Annotated in this window: 13 protein-coding genes; 8 read left to right on the forward strand and 5 right to left on the reverse strand. The window is 63.1% G+C overall.

Going from position 1 to position 14719, the window contains the following annotated elements; genetic code table 11:
- Nucleotides 1-46 precede the first annotated feature (46 nt).
- The 3 genes from TabM4_RS19120 to TabM4_RS19130 all read right to left on the reverse strand — a co-directional run bounded on the left by TabM4_RS19120 (nt 47) and on the right by TabM4_RS19130 (nt 3774).
- Nucleotides 47-823 carry a 3'(2'),5'-bisphosphate nucleotidase CysQ gene (locus tag TabM4_RS19120; RefSeq protein ID WP_434616164.1) on the reverse strand — a complete coding sequence of 259 codons (777 nt, stop codon included), beginning with the start codon at nt 821-823 and terminating at the stop codon, nt 47-49.
- The gene (locus tag TabM4_RS19125; RefSeq protein WP_434616167.1) at nt 810-2153 is read right to left on the reverse strand and encodes a TldD/PmbA family protein; all 1344 of its coding nucleotides are present in this window, start codon (nt 2151-2153) and stop codon (nt 810-812) included. Before TabM4_RS19125 ends, TabM4_RS19120 begins: the two co-directional genes overlap by 14 nt.
- 115 nt (nt 2154-2268) lie before the next feature.
- The gene (locus TabM4_RS19130) at nt 2269-3774 is read right to left on the reverse strand and encodes a DUF2125 domain-containing protein (RefSeq protein WP_434616170.1); all 1506 of its coding nucleotides are present in this window, start codon (nt 3772-3774) and stop codon (nt 2269-2271) included.
- A gap of 174 nt (nt 3775-3948) precedes the next feature.
- Between TabM4_RS19130 and TabM4_RS19135 the strand changes: the two genes are divergently transcribed.
- The gene (locus tag TabM4_RS19135; protein WP_434616173.1) at nt 3949-4695 is read left to right on the forward strand and encodes an SDR family oxidoreductase; all 747 of its coding nucleotides are present in this window, start codon (nt 3949-3951) and stop codon (nt 4693-4695) included.
- Complete coding sequence (locus tag TabM4_RS19140; protein ID WP_434616176.1) at nt 4692-5297, forward strand: enoyl-CoA hydratase/isomerase family protein; 606 nt, start codon at nt 4692-4694, stop codon at nt 5295-5297. The genes TabM4_RS19135 and TabM4_RS19140 overlap by 4 nt, the downstream gene beginning before the upstream one ends.
- Here the strand turns inward: TabM4_RS19140 and TabM4_RS19145 are convergent.
- Nucleotides 5294-5914 (reverse strand): TetR/AcrR family transcriptional regulator, encoded by a 621-nt coding sequence (locus TabM4_RS19145; protein ID WP_434616179.1) that lies wholly within the window; start codon nt 5912-5914, stop codon nt 5294-5296. The two genes, TabM4_RS19140 and TabM4_RS19145, sit on opposite strands and share 4 nt — an antisense overlap.
- A gap of 115 nt (nt 5915-6029) precedes the next feature.
- Between TabM4_RS19145 and TabM4_RS19150 the strand changes: the two genes are divergently transcribed.
- From TabM4_RS19150 to speB, 6 genes are read left to right on the forward strand one after another with little or no spacing between them, the layout of a single operon-like run.
- On the forward strand, nt 6030-7082 hold the full coding sequence (locus tag TabM4_RS19150; protein ID WP_434616182.1) for an extracellular solute-binding protein: 1053 nt from the start codon (nt 6030-6032) through the stop codon (nt 7080-7082).
- Nucleotides 7083-7086: 4 nt separating this feature from the next.
- Nucleotides 7087-7941 carry an ABC transporter permease gene (locus TabM4_RS19155; protein WP_434616185.1) on the forward strand — a complete coding sequence of 285 codons (855 nt, stop codon included), beginning with the start codon at nt 7087-7089 and terminating at the stop codon, nt 7939-7941.
- A 2-nt stretch (nt 7942-7943) separates the two neighbouring features.
- Nucleotides 7944-8711, forward strand: a complete 768-nt coding sequence (locus tag TabM4_RS19160) for an ABC transporter permease (protein ID WP_434616188.1) — start codon at nt 7944-7946, stop codon at nt 8709-8711.
- Nucleotides 8708-9706 carry an ABC transporter ATP-binding protein gene (locus TabM4_RS19165; protein ID WP_434616191.1) on the forward strand — a complete coding sequence of 333 codons (999 nt, stop codon included), beginning with the start codon at nt 8708-8710 and terminating at the stop codon, nt 9704-9706. Before TabM4_RS19160 ends, TabM4_RS19165 begins: the two co-directional genes overlap by 4 nt.
- A complete protein-coding gene (locus TabM4_RS19170) occupies nt 9706-10434 on the forward strand; it encodes an MBL fold metallo-hydrolase (protein ID WP_434616194.1) in 729 nt (242 codons plus the stop codon). The genes TabM4_RS19165 and TabM4_RS19170 overlap by 1 nt, the downstream gene beginning before the upstream one ends.
- Entirely contained in the window at nt 10431-11405 is a 975-nt protein-coding gene (gene speB / locus TabM4_RS19175) for an agmatinase (protein WP_434616197.1), read from the forward strand. Before TabM4_RS19170 ends, speB begins: the two co-directional genes overlap by 4 nt.
- Nucleotides 11406-11444: 39 nt before the next feature.
- On the opposite strand, the gene TabM4_RS19180 is transcribed toward speB, so the two are convergent.
- Nucleotides 11445-14717: an efflux RND transporter permease subunit gene (locus tag TabM4_RS19180; RefSeq protein WP_434616200.1), complete on the reverse strand. Its 3273-nt coding sequence runs from the start codon at nt 14715-14717 to the stop codon at nt 11445-11447.
- Between the last annotated feature and the right edge of the window lie 2 nt (nt 14718-14719).

The following is a 14719-nucleotide window of genomic DNA, read 5'->3' on the forward strand; positions in this document are numbered from 1 at the left end:
GGCGCGGCGGTCCCTTCTGCACAGGGGCCGCCGTCCGACCCTTCCATCAGGAAAGGTGCGCCAGCAGATCCCGATGCAGGCCCGGTGCCGCGGCAATGAGACCATCCGCCTTGGCCACCTGCCTGTTGAACCGCAACGCCGCGCCGTGCCTGTCAGTCACACATGCCCCGGCACGGCTGGCGATCAGGCTGCCCGCGGCGATATCCCACTCCCATCCCTGCCGAAAGCTCAGCATTCCGTCGAAACGGCCTTGCGCCACAAGGGCAAGGCGATAGGCGACCGAGGCACGGAAAGCGCGCTTCACATCCGGCACGCCACCCGGCCAATGTTCGGGTTTCATGTTCGCGGCGGGCGTAAGGATGGTTGCGCCATCGGCCCCTGCAATCCGGCTTGCTGTAATCGGTGCATCATTGAGCGTCGCGGGGCCATCGACACAGGCCGCGAACATCCGGTCCAGCGCGGGCAGGAACACGACACCAGCCGTGACCTGACCGTTCCGCGCGATGGCGATCGAATGGCTGAAGCTGTCCTCACCCGCGATGAAGGCCCGCGTCCCGTCGATGGGATCAAGGATGAAGACATGCTCCCGCGTCAGGCGATCCGAGGTGTCGGGCGTCTCTTCAGACAGCCAGCCATAGGCGGGCCTCGCAGTGCGCAGGGTCTTTTCCAAAGCATCGTTCACGGCATGGTCGGCCTCGGTCACCGGGCCTTCGTCGCCCTTCTCCCAGACCTTCGGGCTGCGCTTCCAATAGTGCAGGGCGATCCGCCCCGCTTCGCGGGCGGCGCGGACAAGAAGGGCAAGGTCGTCCTCAGGCCCCGGCAATCGTCAAACCATCGATGAGGCATGAGGGAACGCGCGTCGACAGATGCGCCCGCGCATCGTTTGCAGGGATCAGGCGCAGCAGCATGTCACGCAGGTTCCCGGCGATGGTGCATTCGTTGACAGGATGCAAGATCACGCCACCCTCGACCCAGAACCCAGCCGCCCCACGCGAGTAATCTCCCGTGGTCGGGTTGATGGTGGACCCGATCATCGACGTCACCAGAAGCCCAGTGCCCATGTCGCGGATCAGATCGTCAAGCGTCCTGTCTCCGGGCGAAAGGTCGATGTTCGACGTGGCGGGCGAAGGCGGTGAAGACGTGCCCCGTGCGGCGTTCGCCGTGCTTTGCATCCCCAGCTTGCGCGCTGTTGCAAGGTCCAGCGTCCAGCCCGTCAGGATGCCGTCCTGCACGATGGCGCGGCGCTGCGTGGGCAGACCCTCACCATCGAAGGGGCGCGAAGAACCGATCCGCGGGCGATGCGGATCCTCGATCACTGAAAGGCCGGTGGGCAGCACTTGCTGCCCCAGCGCGTCGCGCAGCCAGCTTGCCCCGCGGGCGATGGCGGCCCCGTTCACCGCAGAAAGCAGATGCCCGATGAGGGACGAGGCGATGCGTTCGTCGAATAGGACAGGATATGTCCCCGTCACCGGCTTGGTCGCGCCCAACCGCGCAAGCGCCCGCTCCGCCGCAAGGGCACCGATCCCTTCGGCGGCCGGAAGGTCGGCCTGGAATGTGCGCGACTCGCCTGCCCAATCACGCTCCATCCCGGTGCCCTGACCGGTGAAGGCGACAGCCGTCAGCGAACGAGAGGTGCGGCCATAGCCACCCGAAAATCCGTTCGTCGCAGCAAGGTGCATTTCGCGGGCGGAATATCCTGCCGTTGCCTCCACCTGCGTGATCCCGGAAACCGCCATCGCCGCCGCCTCGACCCTGCGGCAGTCGGACTCAAGCGTTGCGGCATCGGGTTCCGGGGTCGGATCCGTCAGGTCCAGCGCGGCGAGATCCCAGCCGCGCGCGATCTGCGAAGGGTCTGCCAGGCCGGCATAAGGGTCTTCCGGTGCCTCGCGCGCCATGGCAACCGCCCGCTCGGCCAGCGCGGTGATCGTACGGTCCGAGATGTCGGAGGCAGACACGCATGCCTGACGTCCACCGAACAGGACACGCAGTCCGATCTCTGTTCCCTCGGCCCGCTCTGCCTGTTCCAATGAGCCTTTGCGCAGATCGATAGTCTGAGAGGTGCCGCGCACCGCAAGGGCATCCGCCGCCTCGGCTCCGGCCTTCCTGGCCGCATCAAGCAGGCGTTCCGTCAGGGAGTCGAGCGAGATGGTCATGGCGGTTCCTTCCGGTCTGCGCCTTCGAGGTAGTCCGATGCATATCGCTGCGCAAGCATCGGCAAAGGAAAAGGCCCCCGTCGATCCGACGGGGGCCTCGATGCTGCACAGGTTGTTACTGCAATTGCTGACCGTTCGCGAAGAAACCGCCGTCCTTGAATTCCAGCGTCGAGGAAAGCTCGTCCTCGCCGGTCGCATTGGCGAACATCGACAACATCATGCGGAAGCCCATCACCTGATCCTCGGGCAGAAGGCCCATCGCCACCAGCTTGTCCATCAGGGTGTTGCCACCCACCAGCTTCAGGTCGATCTTGCCCGTGGGTGCAGGCATCCCTCCATAGGTGACCAGATCGGTATTGTCGAAAGTGAGGGCACCGTTGCCCGTCAATTCCGCACCGGCGATCTTTGCGCGCAGTTCGTTGATGTCGAGCGAGTTCAACTCCCCCGGTGCCTGATCACCCAACGCTTCCATCGCGGCAGGGTCCATCAGATCGGTCGTCAGGGTCGCGGTGCCCTTCGTATCGATCACGATCGTCGCCGGGTCACGCGGAAGCTGCCCTGTCGGATCGAACATGCCCCAGATCTCATCCGAGATCGTCATGTCCACGATCTTGGTCAGAAAGGCAAAGTCGGCGGGGGCCTCGGTCGCACCGACCGGCATCAGGAAATCGAAGGCGGCTTCTGCATAGGCGAGGTTGATCTGCGGGAAGGGAATTTCCGGCCCCGACATCGAGAGTTCCGCCCCGGTCGCGCCACCGGAATAGGAGAGACTTGTCGCATCCATCGAGAAACCGATGGAGTTCGTCGCGGATTTCCCGGTGATCTTGGTGACACCGGTCGCGTCGGTCACTTCCATGTCGTAGGTCGTTGCCCCGGTGTTGATGGTACCATCTGACGCGAAGCCTGCCTTCAGGGCGGCGGCCATGTCGGCCATCGCCGCTGCAGACAGGAAATTGCCATTCGTGGTGGCCTCCATGTCCGCCATAGTCACGTTGACTTTCAGCGTGGAGGGACCTGTTTCCCCGTCAGCCGGGGTGGGATCGGGGTCGGTGCCATTGACCGTGAGGACCAGCGATTGCGCGGTGAAGCTGGAATTCAGGGCCGTGCTTTCATTCTCACCCGGAACGATCAGGTACTTACCTGCGACATTGGAAAGCTTAGCCTCTGCTGTGACATCCACGGCTTCGGCATCGACACCTTCGATGCTGGTCAAGGCAACGGTGATCTCGGGGCCCGAGAAATCATAGGCCGTCTCGGCTTTGTCGCCGCTTGCGATTATCGACAATCCGGGCTGGCGGACCTCGATGGTCAGTGAGGTGGGTCCTTCGCCTTCCTCTGCAGGTGCGATCGTCAGGTTGAAGGGATAGGTTTCCGACATCGTCACGGCGACCGTTCCGTCGCCCTGATCGGTGAAGCGCAATTCGTCAATGCTGCCTTCGCCCGTGACGCCTTCTTGCGCGATGGCCATCTTCATGCCGGTAACGACAAGGGTATCCCCGTCCCGCTCGACGCTCTCGGTGGTTACGGTCTGTCCGCTGCTTTGCGAGAAGGCGAGCCAGTTCTCCCAGACCTGTTCGGGCGTGACTTCGGCAAGTGCCGGTGCAGCACATGCAATTGCCACGGCGGTTGTTCCCGCCAGCGTGCGAATGGACATAATGAACCTCGTTTCGATGCGTTTAACCCTTTGCGGCGGAGCATCCTCCCCCCTCGCGGCAGGGTCAAGGGATTACATTCCCCGTCATCTCCGGGCTATGACGATCATCGGATGGAACCGTGGCAAGAAGAAGGACAGGCGATGAAGGGTAAGACAGTCGTCATCACAGGCGCCAGCCGGGGAATCGGGGCAGCAGCGGCCCGCACCTTTGTCGCCGAAGGGGCGCGGGTGGCCTTGCTTGCCCGCTCTGCCGGACAGATCGAGAGCCTTGTGTCGGAACTTGGAACGGCGGCCATCGGTTTTGGTTGCGACGTTTCGGATTGGGCCTCGGTCCGTGATGCCATGGACGTGGTAAAGGCGCGGTTCGGCGGGATCGATGTGCTGATCAACAATGCCGGGGTGGTGGACCCGATTGCCCGTCTAGCGGATGCGGACCCGGCAGATTGGGGGCGGACACAGGACATCAACCTGAAAGGTGTGTTCCATGGAATGAAAGCGGTCATTCCGGTGATGCGCGCCCAAGGCCGCGGCACGATCATCACGGTGTCGAGCGGCGCAGCTGTTCGGGCACTCGAAGGCTGGAGCGCCTATTGCGCGTCGAAGGCGGGCGCCCTGATGCTGACGCAGGCAGCACATCTGGAGGAAGGAGCGCATGGCATCCGGGTGCTGGGTCTGTCGCCCGGAACGGTTGCGACAGAGATGCAGGTGAAGATCAAGGCTTCCGGCGTAAACCCGATAAGCCAGCTTGCATGGGAGGATCATATACCGCCGGAATGGCCGGCGCGGGCGCTGGTGTGGATGTGCGGTGATGCGGCGGATGAATGGCTTGGCCGGGACGTGTCGCTGCGGGACGAAGGCATCCGCCGCGCTGTGGGTCTGATCGCATGATCCGGGTGGAGGATCGTGGTGCCGCGCGTCTTGTCACGCTGTACCGCCCGGACAAGGCGAATGCGCTGACGCAACTGATGCTGGCAGAGTTGGATGCGGCGGTCGCAAGGGCGGCGGCAGATGGCGTTTCCGTCCTGATCCTGACCGGGCGGGGAAAAGTCTTCTCAGCCGGGGCGGATCTGGATGGCATGACGCAGGGCCTTGGTCAGGCACCGGAATGGGAGGTGCTTTCGCGTCGGATCGCGCATTATCCGGGACTGACCATCGCGGCATTGAACGGAACGCTGGCGGGCGGGGCCTTCGGGATGGTTCTTGCCTGCGACCTGCGTGTCGCCGTGCCAGCCGCACAGTTCTTCTATCCGGTGATGAAGCGCGGCTATCTCCCGCAGCCGTCCGATCCGGCGCGGCTGCAGGCCCTTGTCGGCCCGGCGCGGGCGCGGCAGATCATCCTTGCCGGTCGTCGGGTCACGGCGGATGAGGCGCTTGCCTGGGGATTGGTCGATGTGATCGACGAAGATGTGGTGGAGGCCACCCTGGCATTGGCGGCCGATGCGTTGCAGGCCGATCCTGCCCATGTGCGCCGCATGAAAGCGATGTTCTAAGCGTTGCCGGTAAGATAGGCCGCAATCGGGGCGTTTTGGCGCGTGGTTCGGGCGTGAAGGTCCTCTATCGGCATCGCTTCCCGCTTCACGAATTCGGTGAACATCTGGTTCAGGTTGTTGAACACAAGTTGCCCCACCGCTTCTGCGTCGATACCGGGCCTTGCGTAGCCAAGAACCTGCAGGCGCCGGACAAGATCACAGACTTGCCGCGACAGAAGGGCATCAAGTTCGGTGTAGCGGTCGGAAAACGGCGTAGCGGGGGCCTCGATCGAAATGGCCATGGCCGTACGCCACATCTCCTTGGACAAGTAGTGCAACGAATGGTCATAGTAGATGCCGATAAGGGAGGAAAAGGCCTGCGCCACATCCTTGGGCGGGTTGTCGACCACCGCCTTCCCGGCTGACAGGACCTCTTCCACCTCCATCGATACGATTGCCAGCAACAGATCTCCCTTGTTCGCAAAGTAGTTATAGAGCGTGCCGACCGAAACCTCGGCCGCTTGCGCGATATCCTCTATCCGGATCGCCCCATAGCCGGTTTCCCGGAACAGACGCGTCGCGGCCTCAAGGATGCGGCTCGTCCGGTCCGCCTTCTGTCTTTGACGCAATCCTGCCATGGCAATCGTTCATGTTTCGCCCGAATTTTGACATTGACTTCAAAATTGAACGAACTCAATTCTTTTCTAGCAGCGCCCGACAGAGGCAGCCCGACACCCCGACATGGAGATGAGAATGGCCAAGAACATGACCCTTCCCCTGACCGCGCTTGCCCTTTTGGCGGCCGCGTCACCGTCTTTCGCTCAGGAATTGAATGCCCTTGTCTGGTGCGACCACACGGACCCGGCGCTGATCGAGCCCTTCGAAGAGAAGTTCGGCGTCACGGTAAACCTAAAGGAATACGAAGGGACTGCCGCTGGGCTGCAGATACTTGAACAGCCGCAGCCGGGAGAATGGGATGTTCTGGTGATAGACGCGGTGGACGTGAAACGCGCGGTGGAAGGGGGATTTCTTGCCGAACTGCCGCCCGAGGAACTGCCAACGCAGGACTTCTTTCCCGAGGTCGTGATGGCCGAGAACAATACGGTCGACGGCAAGACCTATGCCGTAACCGAAAAGTTCGGCTACAACACCATCTCCTTCGACAAGACGAAGGTGGACCCGGCGGACATGGAGGACATGGCCGCGCTTGTCTCGGGTAAGTACGACGGGCGGATCGGAATCTACGATTATTATCTACCGGTGATCGGTCTGGTGGCGCTGAGCCAAGGCATAGACACGGCGGATATCACGGCCGAGAACCTTGGGTCTTTGAAGGAGCCGCTGTTCAATCTGCGAGCGGCTGCAAAGCAGGTATCGGATGTGGTGTCGGCGCAGACGGCCCTTGCGACCGGCGAAGTGGATATCGTCGTGGGCGGCGGCGAATGGCTGACGGCCGTCCTGGCGGCAGACAATCCGAACCTTGACTGGACGATCCCGAAACAGGGTGGCCTGCGCTGGGCGCAATCCATCGGTGTGGTTGCGGGATCCACACAACCCGATCTTGCGATGGAGTTCGTGAAGTACATCGTATCGCCGGAGGGTCAGGCACGGCTGGCAACGAGTTCCTGCTACTGGGGCATGCCCGCGAATGCAAAGACGGGCGATGCGCTCAGCATGGAGCAGCGCGCCGTGCTGCGCTGGAACGAGCAGACAGAATATCTAAAGCGGGCGCAGCTTTACCCCATTCCGGATGCGGCGCTGGATACGGCCATGCAGAACATGTGGACCGAAATGCTGAACCAGTGACGACGTGAGGCTGGAGGCGGCAGAAAGGCGTATGGGTTGGGGCCTTGTGGCCCCTGCCCTGCTTTGGACGGCAGCCTTTTTCATGCTGCCCTTTGCCGCCATGGTGGCGCTGTCCTTCGCGCATATGGAGGGCCGCGAGGTGGTGCGGGGGTTCGATCCGGGAAATTACGTCCGCATTTTCACCGACTGGACGATGCTGAAGGCGCTGTTGAACAGCCTTGAGATCACGGTAGTGGTGACGGTGGTATCGGTCGTGCTGGCCTATCCCTTGGCGGCGATCATCGCGTTCCGGGTGCCTGTGCGGTGGCAAAGGTTGGCGCTGCTGCTGGCGGTGCTGCCGTTCTGGACATCCTATGTGGTGCGGTCCTATGCGTGGCTTCTGGTGCTGGGGCAGAACGGGGTGGTGAACAAGGCGCTGCTCTGGGCCGGGGTGATCGGTGAGCCTTTGGAGATTGCAGCGACGCGGACAGCGACCGTGATCGGGTTCGTGCATTTCTTCGTCATGCTGCTGACGCTGACCATCTATGCCAACCTGATCCAGTTGTCGCCCAACTACGCGCGGGCGGCGGCGGACCTTGGGGCGGGGCGGTGGCAGACGTTTCGTCATGTGATCGTGCCCCTGACCTTGCCGGGGGTGGTAACGGGGGCCTTCCTGACATTCGTGCTGTGCATCGGGGATTACATCACGCCGCAAATCTTGGGCGGGAATGCGGAACTGACGCTGCCGCAGTTGATCATGTTGCAGATGGGGCGGAGCGGGAATTTCCCGCTGGCATCCGCCCTTTCTGTCGTTCTGATGGCGGTGGTGACGCTGGCCTATTTCGCGTCCAGCCGGTGGCTGCGGCTGGATCGGGTGTAGCGATGCGCGCGTTGTCATGGGCCTATCTGGCCGTTGCCTATGCCTTTGTCTTTCTGCCGGTGGTGGTCCTGGTGGCCTTTTCCTTTCAGGATGGGCGGCTGCCCGTGCCGCCCTTTCAGGGTTTCACGCTGGATTGGTATGGGCGGGTGCTGGGCGAACGGGATCTGATGGAGGCCTTGGTGAATTCGGCGCTGGTGGCGGCGGTTTCGTCACTGATCGCGCTGATATTGGGGTTTCTGGCGGCCCATGCCTTGGCCCGAGTGCGATTGCCGGGATCGGTGCTGATGCGCGGCGTGCTGATCGCGCCTATGACGGTAAGTTACCTGATCATCGCGCTGGGTCTGCTGACGGTGTTCAATCAGGCGGGGGTGCGGCTGTCGCTGTGGACGGCGGGGGTGGGGCATGTGGTGATCAACCTGCCTTTGTGTTTCGCCATCACCTATGCGGCGATGGGGGATCATCAGAAGAACGCCGAACGCGCGGCGCGCGATCTGGGGGCACCGGAATGGAAGGTGCTGTTGCTGGTATCGGCCCCGATGCTGGCGGCGCCCTTGGCGGCGGCCTTCTTCCTGTCGGTCACGTTCAGTTGGGACGAGTTCATCATCGCCTTTCTGCTGACGCGGTTCGACGTGACGCTGCCGGTGGAGATCTGGTCGATGCTGCGGTCGGGGATTTCGCCCGCGACCAACGCGGTGGGGTCGCTGGTCTTCCTCGTGTCCGTGACGCTGGTGGTCCTGCTGGAGGTTTTCGTGTTTCGGAGGGTGAAATGACGGCGGGCGTATCCATCCGCGCGGTGACGCAGCGATACGGGACGGCACTGGCGCTGGACTCCGTCGATCTGGAGATCGCGCCGGGGGAGTTCGTCGTGCTGCTGGGGCCTTCGGGATGCGGCAAGACCACGCTTTTGAATATCATCGGCGGGTTTGCCGAGCCGACATCGGGCAGCGTGCTGATCGGCGGGCGGGATATGGGCGGCGTCGCGCCCAAGGATCGGCCGACGACGACGGTGTTTCAGGATTATGCCCTGTTTCCCCATATGACACTGGCCGAGAATGTGGGTTTCGGGCTGCGGATGCGTAGAGTGGCAAAGGCGGCGCGGGACGCGAGGGCGGAGGAGATGCTGGCGCTGGTGGGCCTTGAGGGGCGCGGGGCGCGGCGGCCCCACGAACTGAGTGGCGGGCAGCGCCAGCGGGTGGCGCTGGCGCGCGCCTTGGCGGTGGAGCCTGATGTCCTGCTTCTGGACGAACCTCTGGGGGCACTGGACCTGAAGCTTCGGCGGGCGATGCAGGATGAATTGAAGGCGATCCAGCGCCGGGTCGGGACGACCTTCGTCCATGTGACCCATGATCAGGAAGAGGCGATGGCGATTGCCGACCGGATCGTGGTGATGAACGGCGGGAAGATTGCGGATCAGGGCCCGCCACGCGAGGTCTATCTTCGCCCGAAAAGCCTGTTCTCGGCCGGATTCATGGGCGAGGTGAACAAGGTTCCCGTGCAAGGCGGCGAGGCGGCCTTTGGCCCTGTGGCGGTGCCGGACGGGGTGTTGTGCATCCGGCCAGAGGCGATCTCCGAGGGAGGGGCGCTGCGCCTTGGCCCCTGCCGGGTGGTGGAGACGGTGTTCTTCGGCACGCATCTGCGGGCGCATGTGGCACCGATCGCGGCGCCCGGATTGCGGCTGGTGGTGCATCTGCCGCAAGGGGCAGAGGTTCCGGCCGGGGCGGTGATGGACTTGGGGGCCACGGATTTTGTGGTGCTGGAGGCGTGATGGAACGGATGGGGCCGGGGGAGTGGTGGCGCGTGCGGTCGGTGGGTGATGGTATCACCTGGATCGACGAACCGCATGTGCGGGAATTCTATCGCTGCAACGTCTGGCATGTCCGGGGGCGGGACCGCGACATGCTGGTCGACAGCGGGATGGGGGTCGTCGCCTTGCGGAATTGGGTGCCGCTGGTCACGGAGCGGCCCTTGGAGGCGGTGGCGAGCCACACGCATTTCGACCATGTGGGGTGCCACCATGAATTCCCCTGCCGCTCCTGCCACGGGGCAGAGGCGCATCTTCTGCGCGCCCCCACGCGGGAGAACACCTTTGCCGACAAATATGTGACGGACGAGATCTTCACCGCGCTGCCGCCAGAGCCTTACCAATCGGCCACCTATGCGGTGCAGGCCGCGCCCGCGACGCGACTGCTCTGGGATGGCGATGTCGTCGATCTGGGCGACCGCCAATTCGAGGTGATCCACACACCCGGCCATTCGCCGGGGGGCATCGCGCTGTGGGAGGCGGCGACGGGCGTGCTGTTTTCCGGCGACATCGTCTATGATGGCGAACTGATCGAGGGGACCACGACGCAGGAGCAGGACCAGTACATCCGGTCCATGGAGCGGCTCTTGGCCCTGCCCGTTCGGGCGGTGCATGGCGGGCATTTCCCGAGCTATTCTGGAGAACGGCACCGGACGATCATCCGGGATTGGCTGGAAGGAAAAGGCAGATGAAGACGTTCAACCAACCCCTCGGCGGGAACGAGATGGCGCGTTTCGGCGGGCCTGCCACGATGATGCGCCTGCCTGCGGCGACCTCGCCCGACGGGCTGGACGTGGCTTTCATCGGGATACCGATGGATCACGGTACCTCCAACCGCTCCGGCACCCGGCTTGGCCCGCGCCAGATCAGGGATGAAAGCCGGATGCTGCGCCCCTACAACATGGCAACAGGCGCGGCGCCGTTCGATCATCTGCAGGTCGCCGATCTGGGCGATGTGCCGATCAACACCTTCGACCTGAAAAAGACGGTGGACATCATCACCGACCATTACCGCAAGGTGCTGGCGGCGGGGGTAATTCCTCTGACGCTGGGCGGCGACCATACGCTGACATGGCCGATCCTGCGGGCGATGAAAGAGAAATACGGGCCGGTCGCCCTGATCCATGTCGATGCCCATGCCGACATCAACGAACACATGTTCGGCGAGACGGTGGCCCATGGCTGCCCGTTCCGCCGCGCGTGGGAGGATGAATGCCTGATCAATGATCGCGTGTTCCAGATCGGTCTGCGTGGCACGGGTTATGCGGCGGATGATTTCGACTGGGCGCGGGGGCAAGGCTGGACCGTGGTGCAGGCGGAAGAGTGCTGGGGCAAGTCACTGGTCCGTCTGATGGAGATCGTGCGCGACCGGATCGGCGAACTGCCGGTCTACATCAGCTATGACATCGACAGCCTCGATCCTGCCTTCGCGCCGGGAACGGGAACGGTGGAACCGGGGGGGCTGTCCACATGGCAGGCGCTGGAGATCATCCGGGGCTGCGCTGGGCTGAACATCATCGGCGGCGATCTGGTCGAGGTATCGCCGCCCTATGATCCGTCGGGCAATACCGCATTGATCGGAGCCAACATCCTCTACGAAATGCTCTGCGTCCTTCCCGGCGTGCCGCAGCGACCGTCGCGGTTTTCCGGCCTGACCTTCTGACGGCCATGGAAAAGGCCCGGCATTTCTGCCGGGCCTTCCTCATTCCGCCACATGCAGGGTAGGAGCCCCCCGCGTCGGAGGCCGCCCATCCATGCGCGCCTCCAAGACATTGATCCGCTCCGCAAGAACGATGGCCGAGGGTTCCTCCGGTTCGGCCTCCTTGGGGCCGATGACCTTGCTGAACATCCGGACAAGGAACCGCGAAAGGTCATCCATGATCAGGAAGAAGGCCGGAACGATGACCAGCGACAGCACGGTCGACACGATGATCCCGCCGATCACCGCCGTCGCCATGGGCGCGCGGAACGACCCGCCTTCGCCAACCCCAAGAGCCGAAGGCAGCATCCCCGCCGACATCGCGATCGAGGTCATCACGATGGGCCGCGCCCGCTTGTGCCCTGCCTCGATCACCGACTCGAACCGAGACATGCCCTGATTGCGCATTTCGATGGCGAAATCGATCAGAAGGATCGCGTTCTTCGTCACGATCCCCATCAGCATAAGGATCCCGATCAGCACCGGCATGGAAAGCGCCGAACTGGTCAGGATCAGTGCAGCCGCCACCCCGCCAATGGCAAGCGGAAGCGACAGGAGGATCGTGAACGGCTGGATCACCGATTTGAACAGCAGGATCAGCACCGTCAGCACCAGCATCAGGCCAAGGATCATCGCATTTCCGAAGGCGGCCATAAGCTCCTGCTGCACCTCCGCATCGCCCGCCTCCTGCACGCGGACGCCGGGGGGCAGTTCAACGCTTGCGATGATCTCGTTGAAGCGGGCGGTCGCGGTCCCCAGCGCCACGCCCACGGGCAGGTTGGCCCCGATAGTCGCACGGCGTTCACGGTTGAGCCTGTCCACGGTCGACGGGCCCTCGGCGATGGCAATGTCGGCCACGGCCGAAAGCGGCACAGTGGCGCCCGTTCCCGTGGTAAGCTTCAGCGCGCCGATACGGGTCAGATCCTCGCGGCTGGCGTCGTTCAGCCGGACGCGCACCGGGATCAAACGATTGTCGATCGACAATTTCGCCAGCGCGGCATCCACGTCCCCGATGGTGGCGACGCGCACGACTTCGGCGATCTGGGCGGTGGTGATGCCCAGACGTGCCGCTTCGTTCGCGCGGGGGGATATCTGGATTTCCGGGCGTGGCAGCGCGCCTTCCGACGCGACGTTCGCCAAAAGCGGATCACCCGAAAGCGCCTCTTCAAGCCGTGCGACAGCGGTATTCAGATCCGCCTCGTTATTGGCAAGGATGGAGAAAGACAGGTCGCGTTCGCCCCGGTCGTTCAACTTGAACGCGCGTATATCGGGCACGGCGGCCAGACGCTTGAAGATTTCCGCTTCCACCTCGTTCTGCGGGATGCTGCGACCCGTATTCTCGACATCGGGGACGACAAGGCCCACGACCGGAATCGCGTTGGCGATCTGCGACAGCTTCAGAAGCAGCGAGTGATCCAGCCGCTGCAGCAGCACCGTCACCGAGGCGCGGCGGATGTCGCGGTCACCCGTCGGGGACGAGCCGCCAAGGACGAAGACATTCTCCACCCCTTCGACCTCGCGGATGATTTCCACCATCTTCTGGGTCGTGCGGTCGGTTTCGGCCAGCGTCGTGCCGGGTGGCAGTTCAACCGAAATCGGGATGCGGCTGACATCTTCCGGCGGGATGAAGCTGCCGGGCACCTTCAGCATGAAGTGGATGGAAACGGCCAACACCGCTATCGCGCCAACCAGCGTCAGGTAGCGGGCTGGAATGAAAAGGAAGCGGCCCGATGTGGTGGCGCGGACGATCCGAAGATAGCCCTTCATGATCGCGCCATCTTCGCTGTGCTTTTCCTCGGCATCCTTGGCGCGCATCAGATAGGCGGCCATCATCGGCGTGATCAGACGCGCGACCAGCAGCGAGAACAGCACGGCAATCGCGACCGTCAGGCCGAACTGCCGGAAATACTGCCCCGGGATACCGGGCATGAACGAAACCGGGACGAAGACCGCGACGATCGTGAACGAAGTCGCGATGACCGCGAGGCCGATCTCATCTGCGGCATCGATTGCCGCGCGATAAGGGGTCTTCCCCATGCGTATGTGTCGCGCGATGTTCTCCACCTCCACGATCGCGTCATCCACGAGGATGCCTGTGGCCAACGTGATGGCAAGGAAACTGACGAGGTTCAGCGAGAAACCCAGAAGATCCATCACATAGAAGGTGGGGATCGCCGAAAGCGGCAGAGCGACGGCCGAAATCAGGGTTGCCCGCCAGTTTTTGAGGAAGGCAAGAACCACGAGGACAGCCAGTATCGCGCCTTCGATCAGGGTATGCAGCGCGGCTTCGTAATTGCCATAGGTGTAGAATACGGTTTCATCGACCAGCTTGATCTGCACTTCGGGATGGGCAACCCGAAGCTGGTCAAGTTCGGCATTCACCACCTCGGCGACCGAAACCTCGGACGCACCTTTGGCGCGGAACACGGCAAAGGTCACGACCTGTTCGCCGTTCAGCCGGGAAAAGGATCGCAGTTCTTCATAGGTGTCGTTCACCTGACCAAGATCCGACAGGCGGACATGGCGGCCCGAAGGCAGCGCGATGGTGGTGTTGGCCAACCGCTCCACCGTCTGGGCATCACCCAGCGTCCGGATTGCCTGTTCGGCGGCCCCCAGCTCGGAACGGCCCGATCCGAGATTGGCATTTGTCGCGCGCAATTGGGCGTTCACGGCGCTGGCGGTGATGCCATAGCTGTCCAGCTTGACGGGGTCGAGTTCGACGCGGATCTCGCGTTCGGCCCCGCCATAGCGGTCCACCCGGCCGATGCCCGGCTGGCCCTGAAGGCTGCGGGTGATGGTATCATCGACGAACCAAGACAGTTCCTCGATCGTCATGTTCGGGGCGGATACGGCAAAGGTCATGATCGCCTGACCTTCCACGTCGATCCGGGTCACGACGGGAGCCTCGATGGAACCTGGCAGGTCGCCGCGAATCTGGTCGATCGCATCCTTGGTATCCTGCACCGCCTTGTCGGTGGGCACTTCCATGCGGAATTCGACAACCGTGGTGGAAGTCCCGTCAGTGACGGTTGAAACGACGTTCTTCACCCCCGTGATGCCCGCAACGGCATCTTCGATTTCCTTGGTGACCTGCGTCTCCAGTTCGGCCGGTGCAGCGCCCGACTGGTTCACCGTGACGGCGACAAGCGGCACGTCGATGTTCGGAAACCGCGTGATCGGAAGCGTGTTAAAGCTTTGCCAGCCAAGCACCAGCAAAAGAACGAAGGCCAGAAGTGGCGCGACAGGGTTACGGATGGACCAGGCTGAAAAGTTCATCG

It is taken from the genome of Tabrizicola sp. M-4 (genome assembly GCF_051132405.1).
GTDB lineage: Bacteria > Pseudomonadota > Alphaproteobacteria > Rhodobacterales > Rhodobacteraceae > Paragemmobacter.

Coding starts and splice junctions, on each gene's coding strand:
- TabM4_RS19125 (WP_434616167.1), bottom strand. CDS start 2,153: ATGACCATCTCGCTCGACTCCCTGACGGAACGCCTGCTTGATGCGGCC.
- TabM4_RS19135 (WP_434616173.1), top strand. CDS start 3,949: ATGAAGGGTAAGACAGTCGTCATCACAGGCGCCAGCCGGGGAATCGGG.
- TabM4_RS19140 (WP_434616176.1), top strand. CDS start 4,692: ATGATCCGGGTGGAGGATCGTGGTGCCGCGCGTCTTGTCACGCTGTAC.
- TabM4_RS19145 (WP_434616179.1), bottom strand. CDS start 5,914: ATGGCAGGATTGCGTCAAAGACAGAAGGCGGACCGGACGAGCCGCATC.
- TabM4_RS19150 (WP_434616182.1), top strand. CDS start 6,030: ATGGCCAAGAACATGACCCTTCCCCTGACCGCGCTTGCCCTTTTGGCG.
- TabM4_RS19160 (WP_434616188.1), top strand. CDS start 7,944: ATGCGCGCGTTGTCATGGGCCTATCTGGCCGTTGCCTATGCCTTTGTC.
- TabM4_RS19165 (WP_434616191.1), top strand. CDS start 8,708: ATGACGGCGGGCGTATCCATCCGCGCGGTGACGCAGCGATACGGGACG.
- TabM4_RS19170 (WP_434616194.1), top strand. CDS start 9,706: ATGGAACGGATGGGGCCGGGGGAGTGGTGGCGCGTGCGGTCGGTGGGT.
- speB (WP_434616197.1), top strand. CDS start 10,431: ATGAAGACGTTCAACCAACCCCTCGGCGGGAACGAGATGGCGCGTTTC.
- TabM4_RS19180 (WP_434616200.1), bottom strand. CDS start 14,717: ATGAACTTTTCAGCCTGGTCCATCCGTAACCCTGTCGCGCCACTTCTG.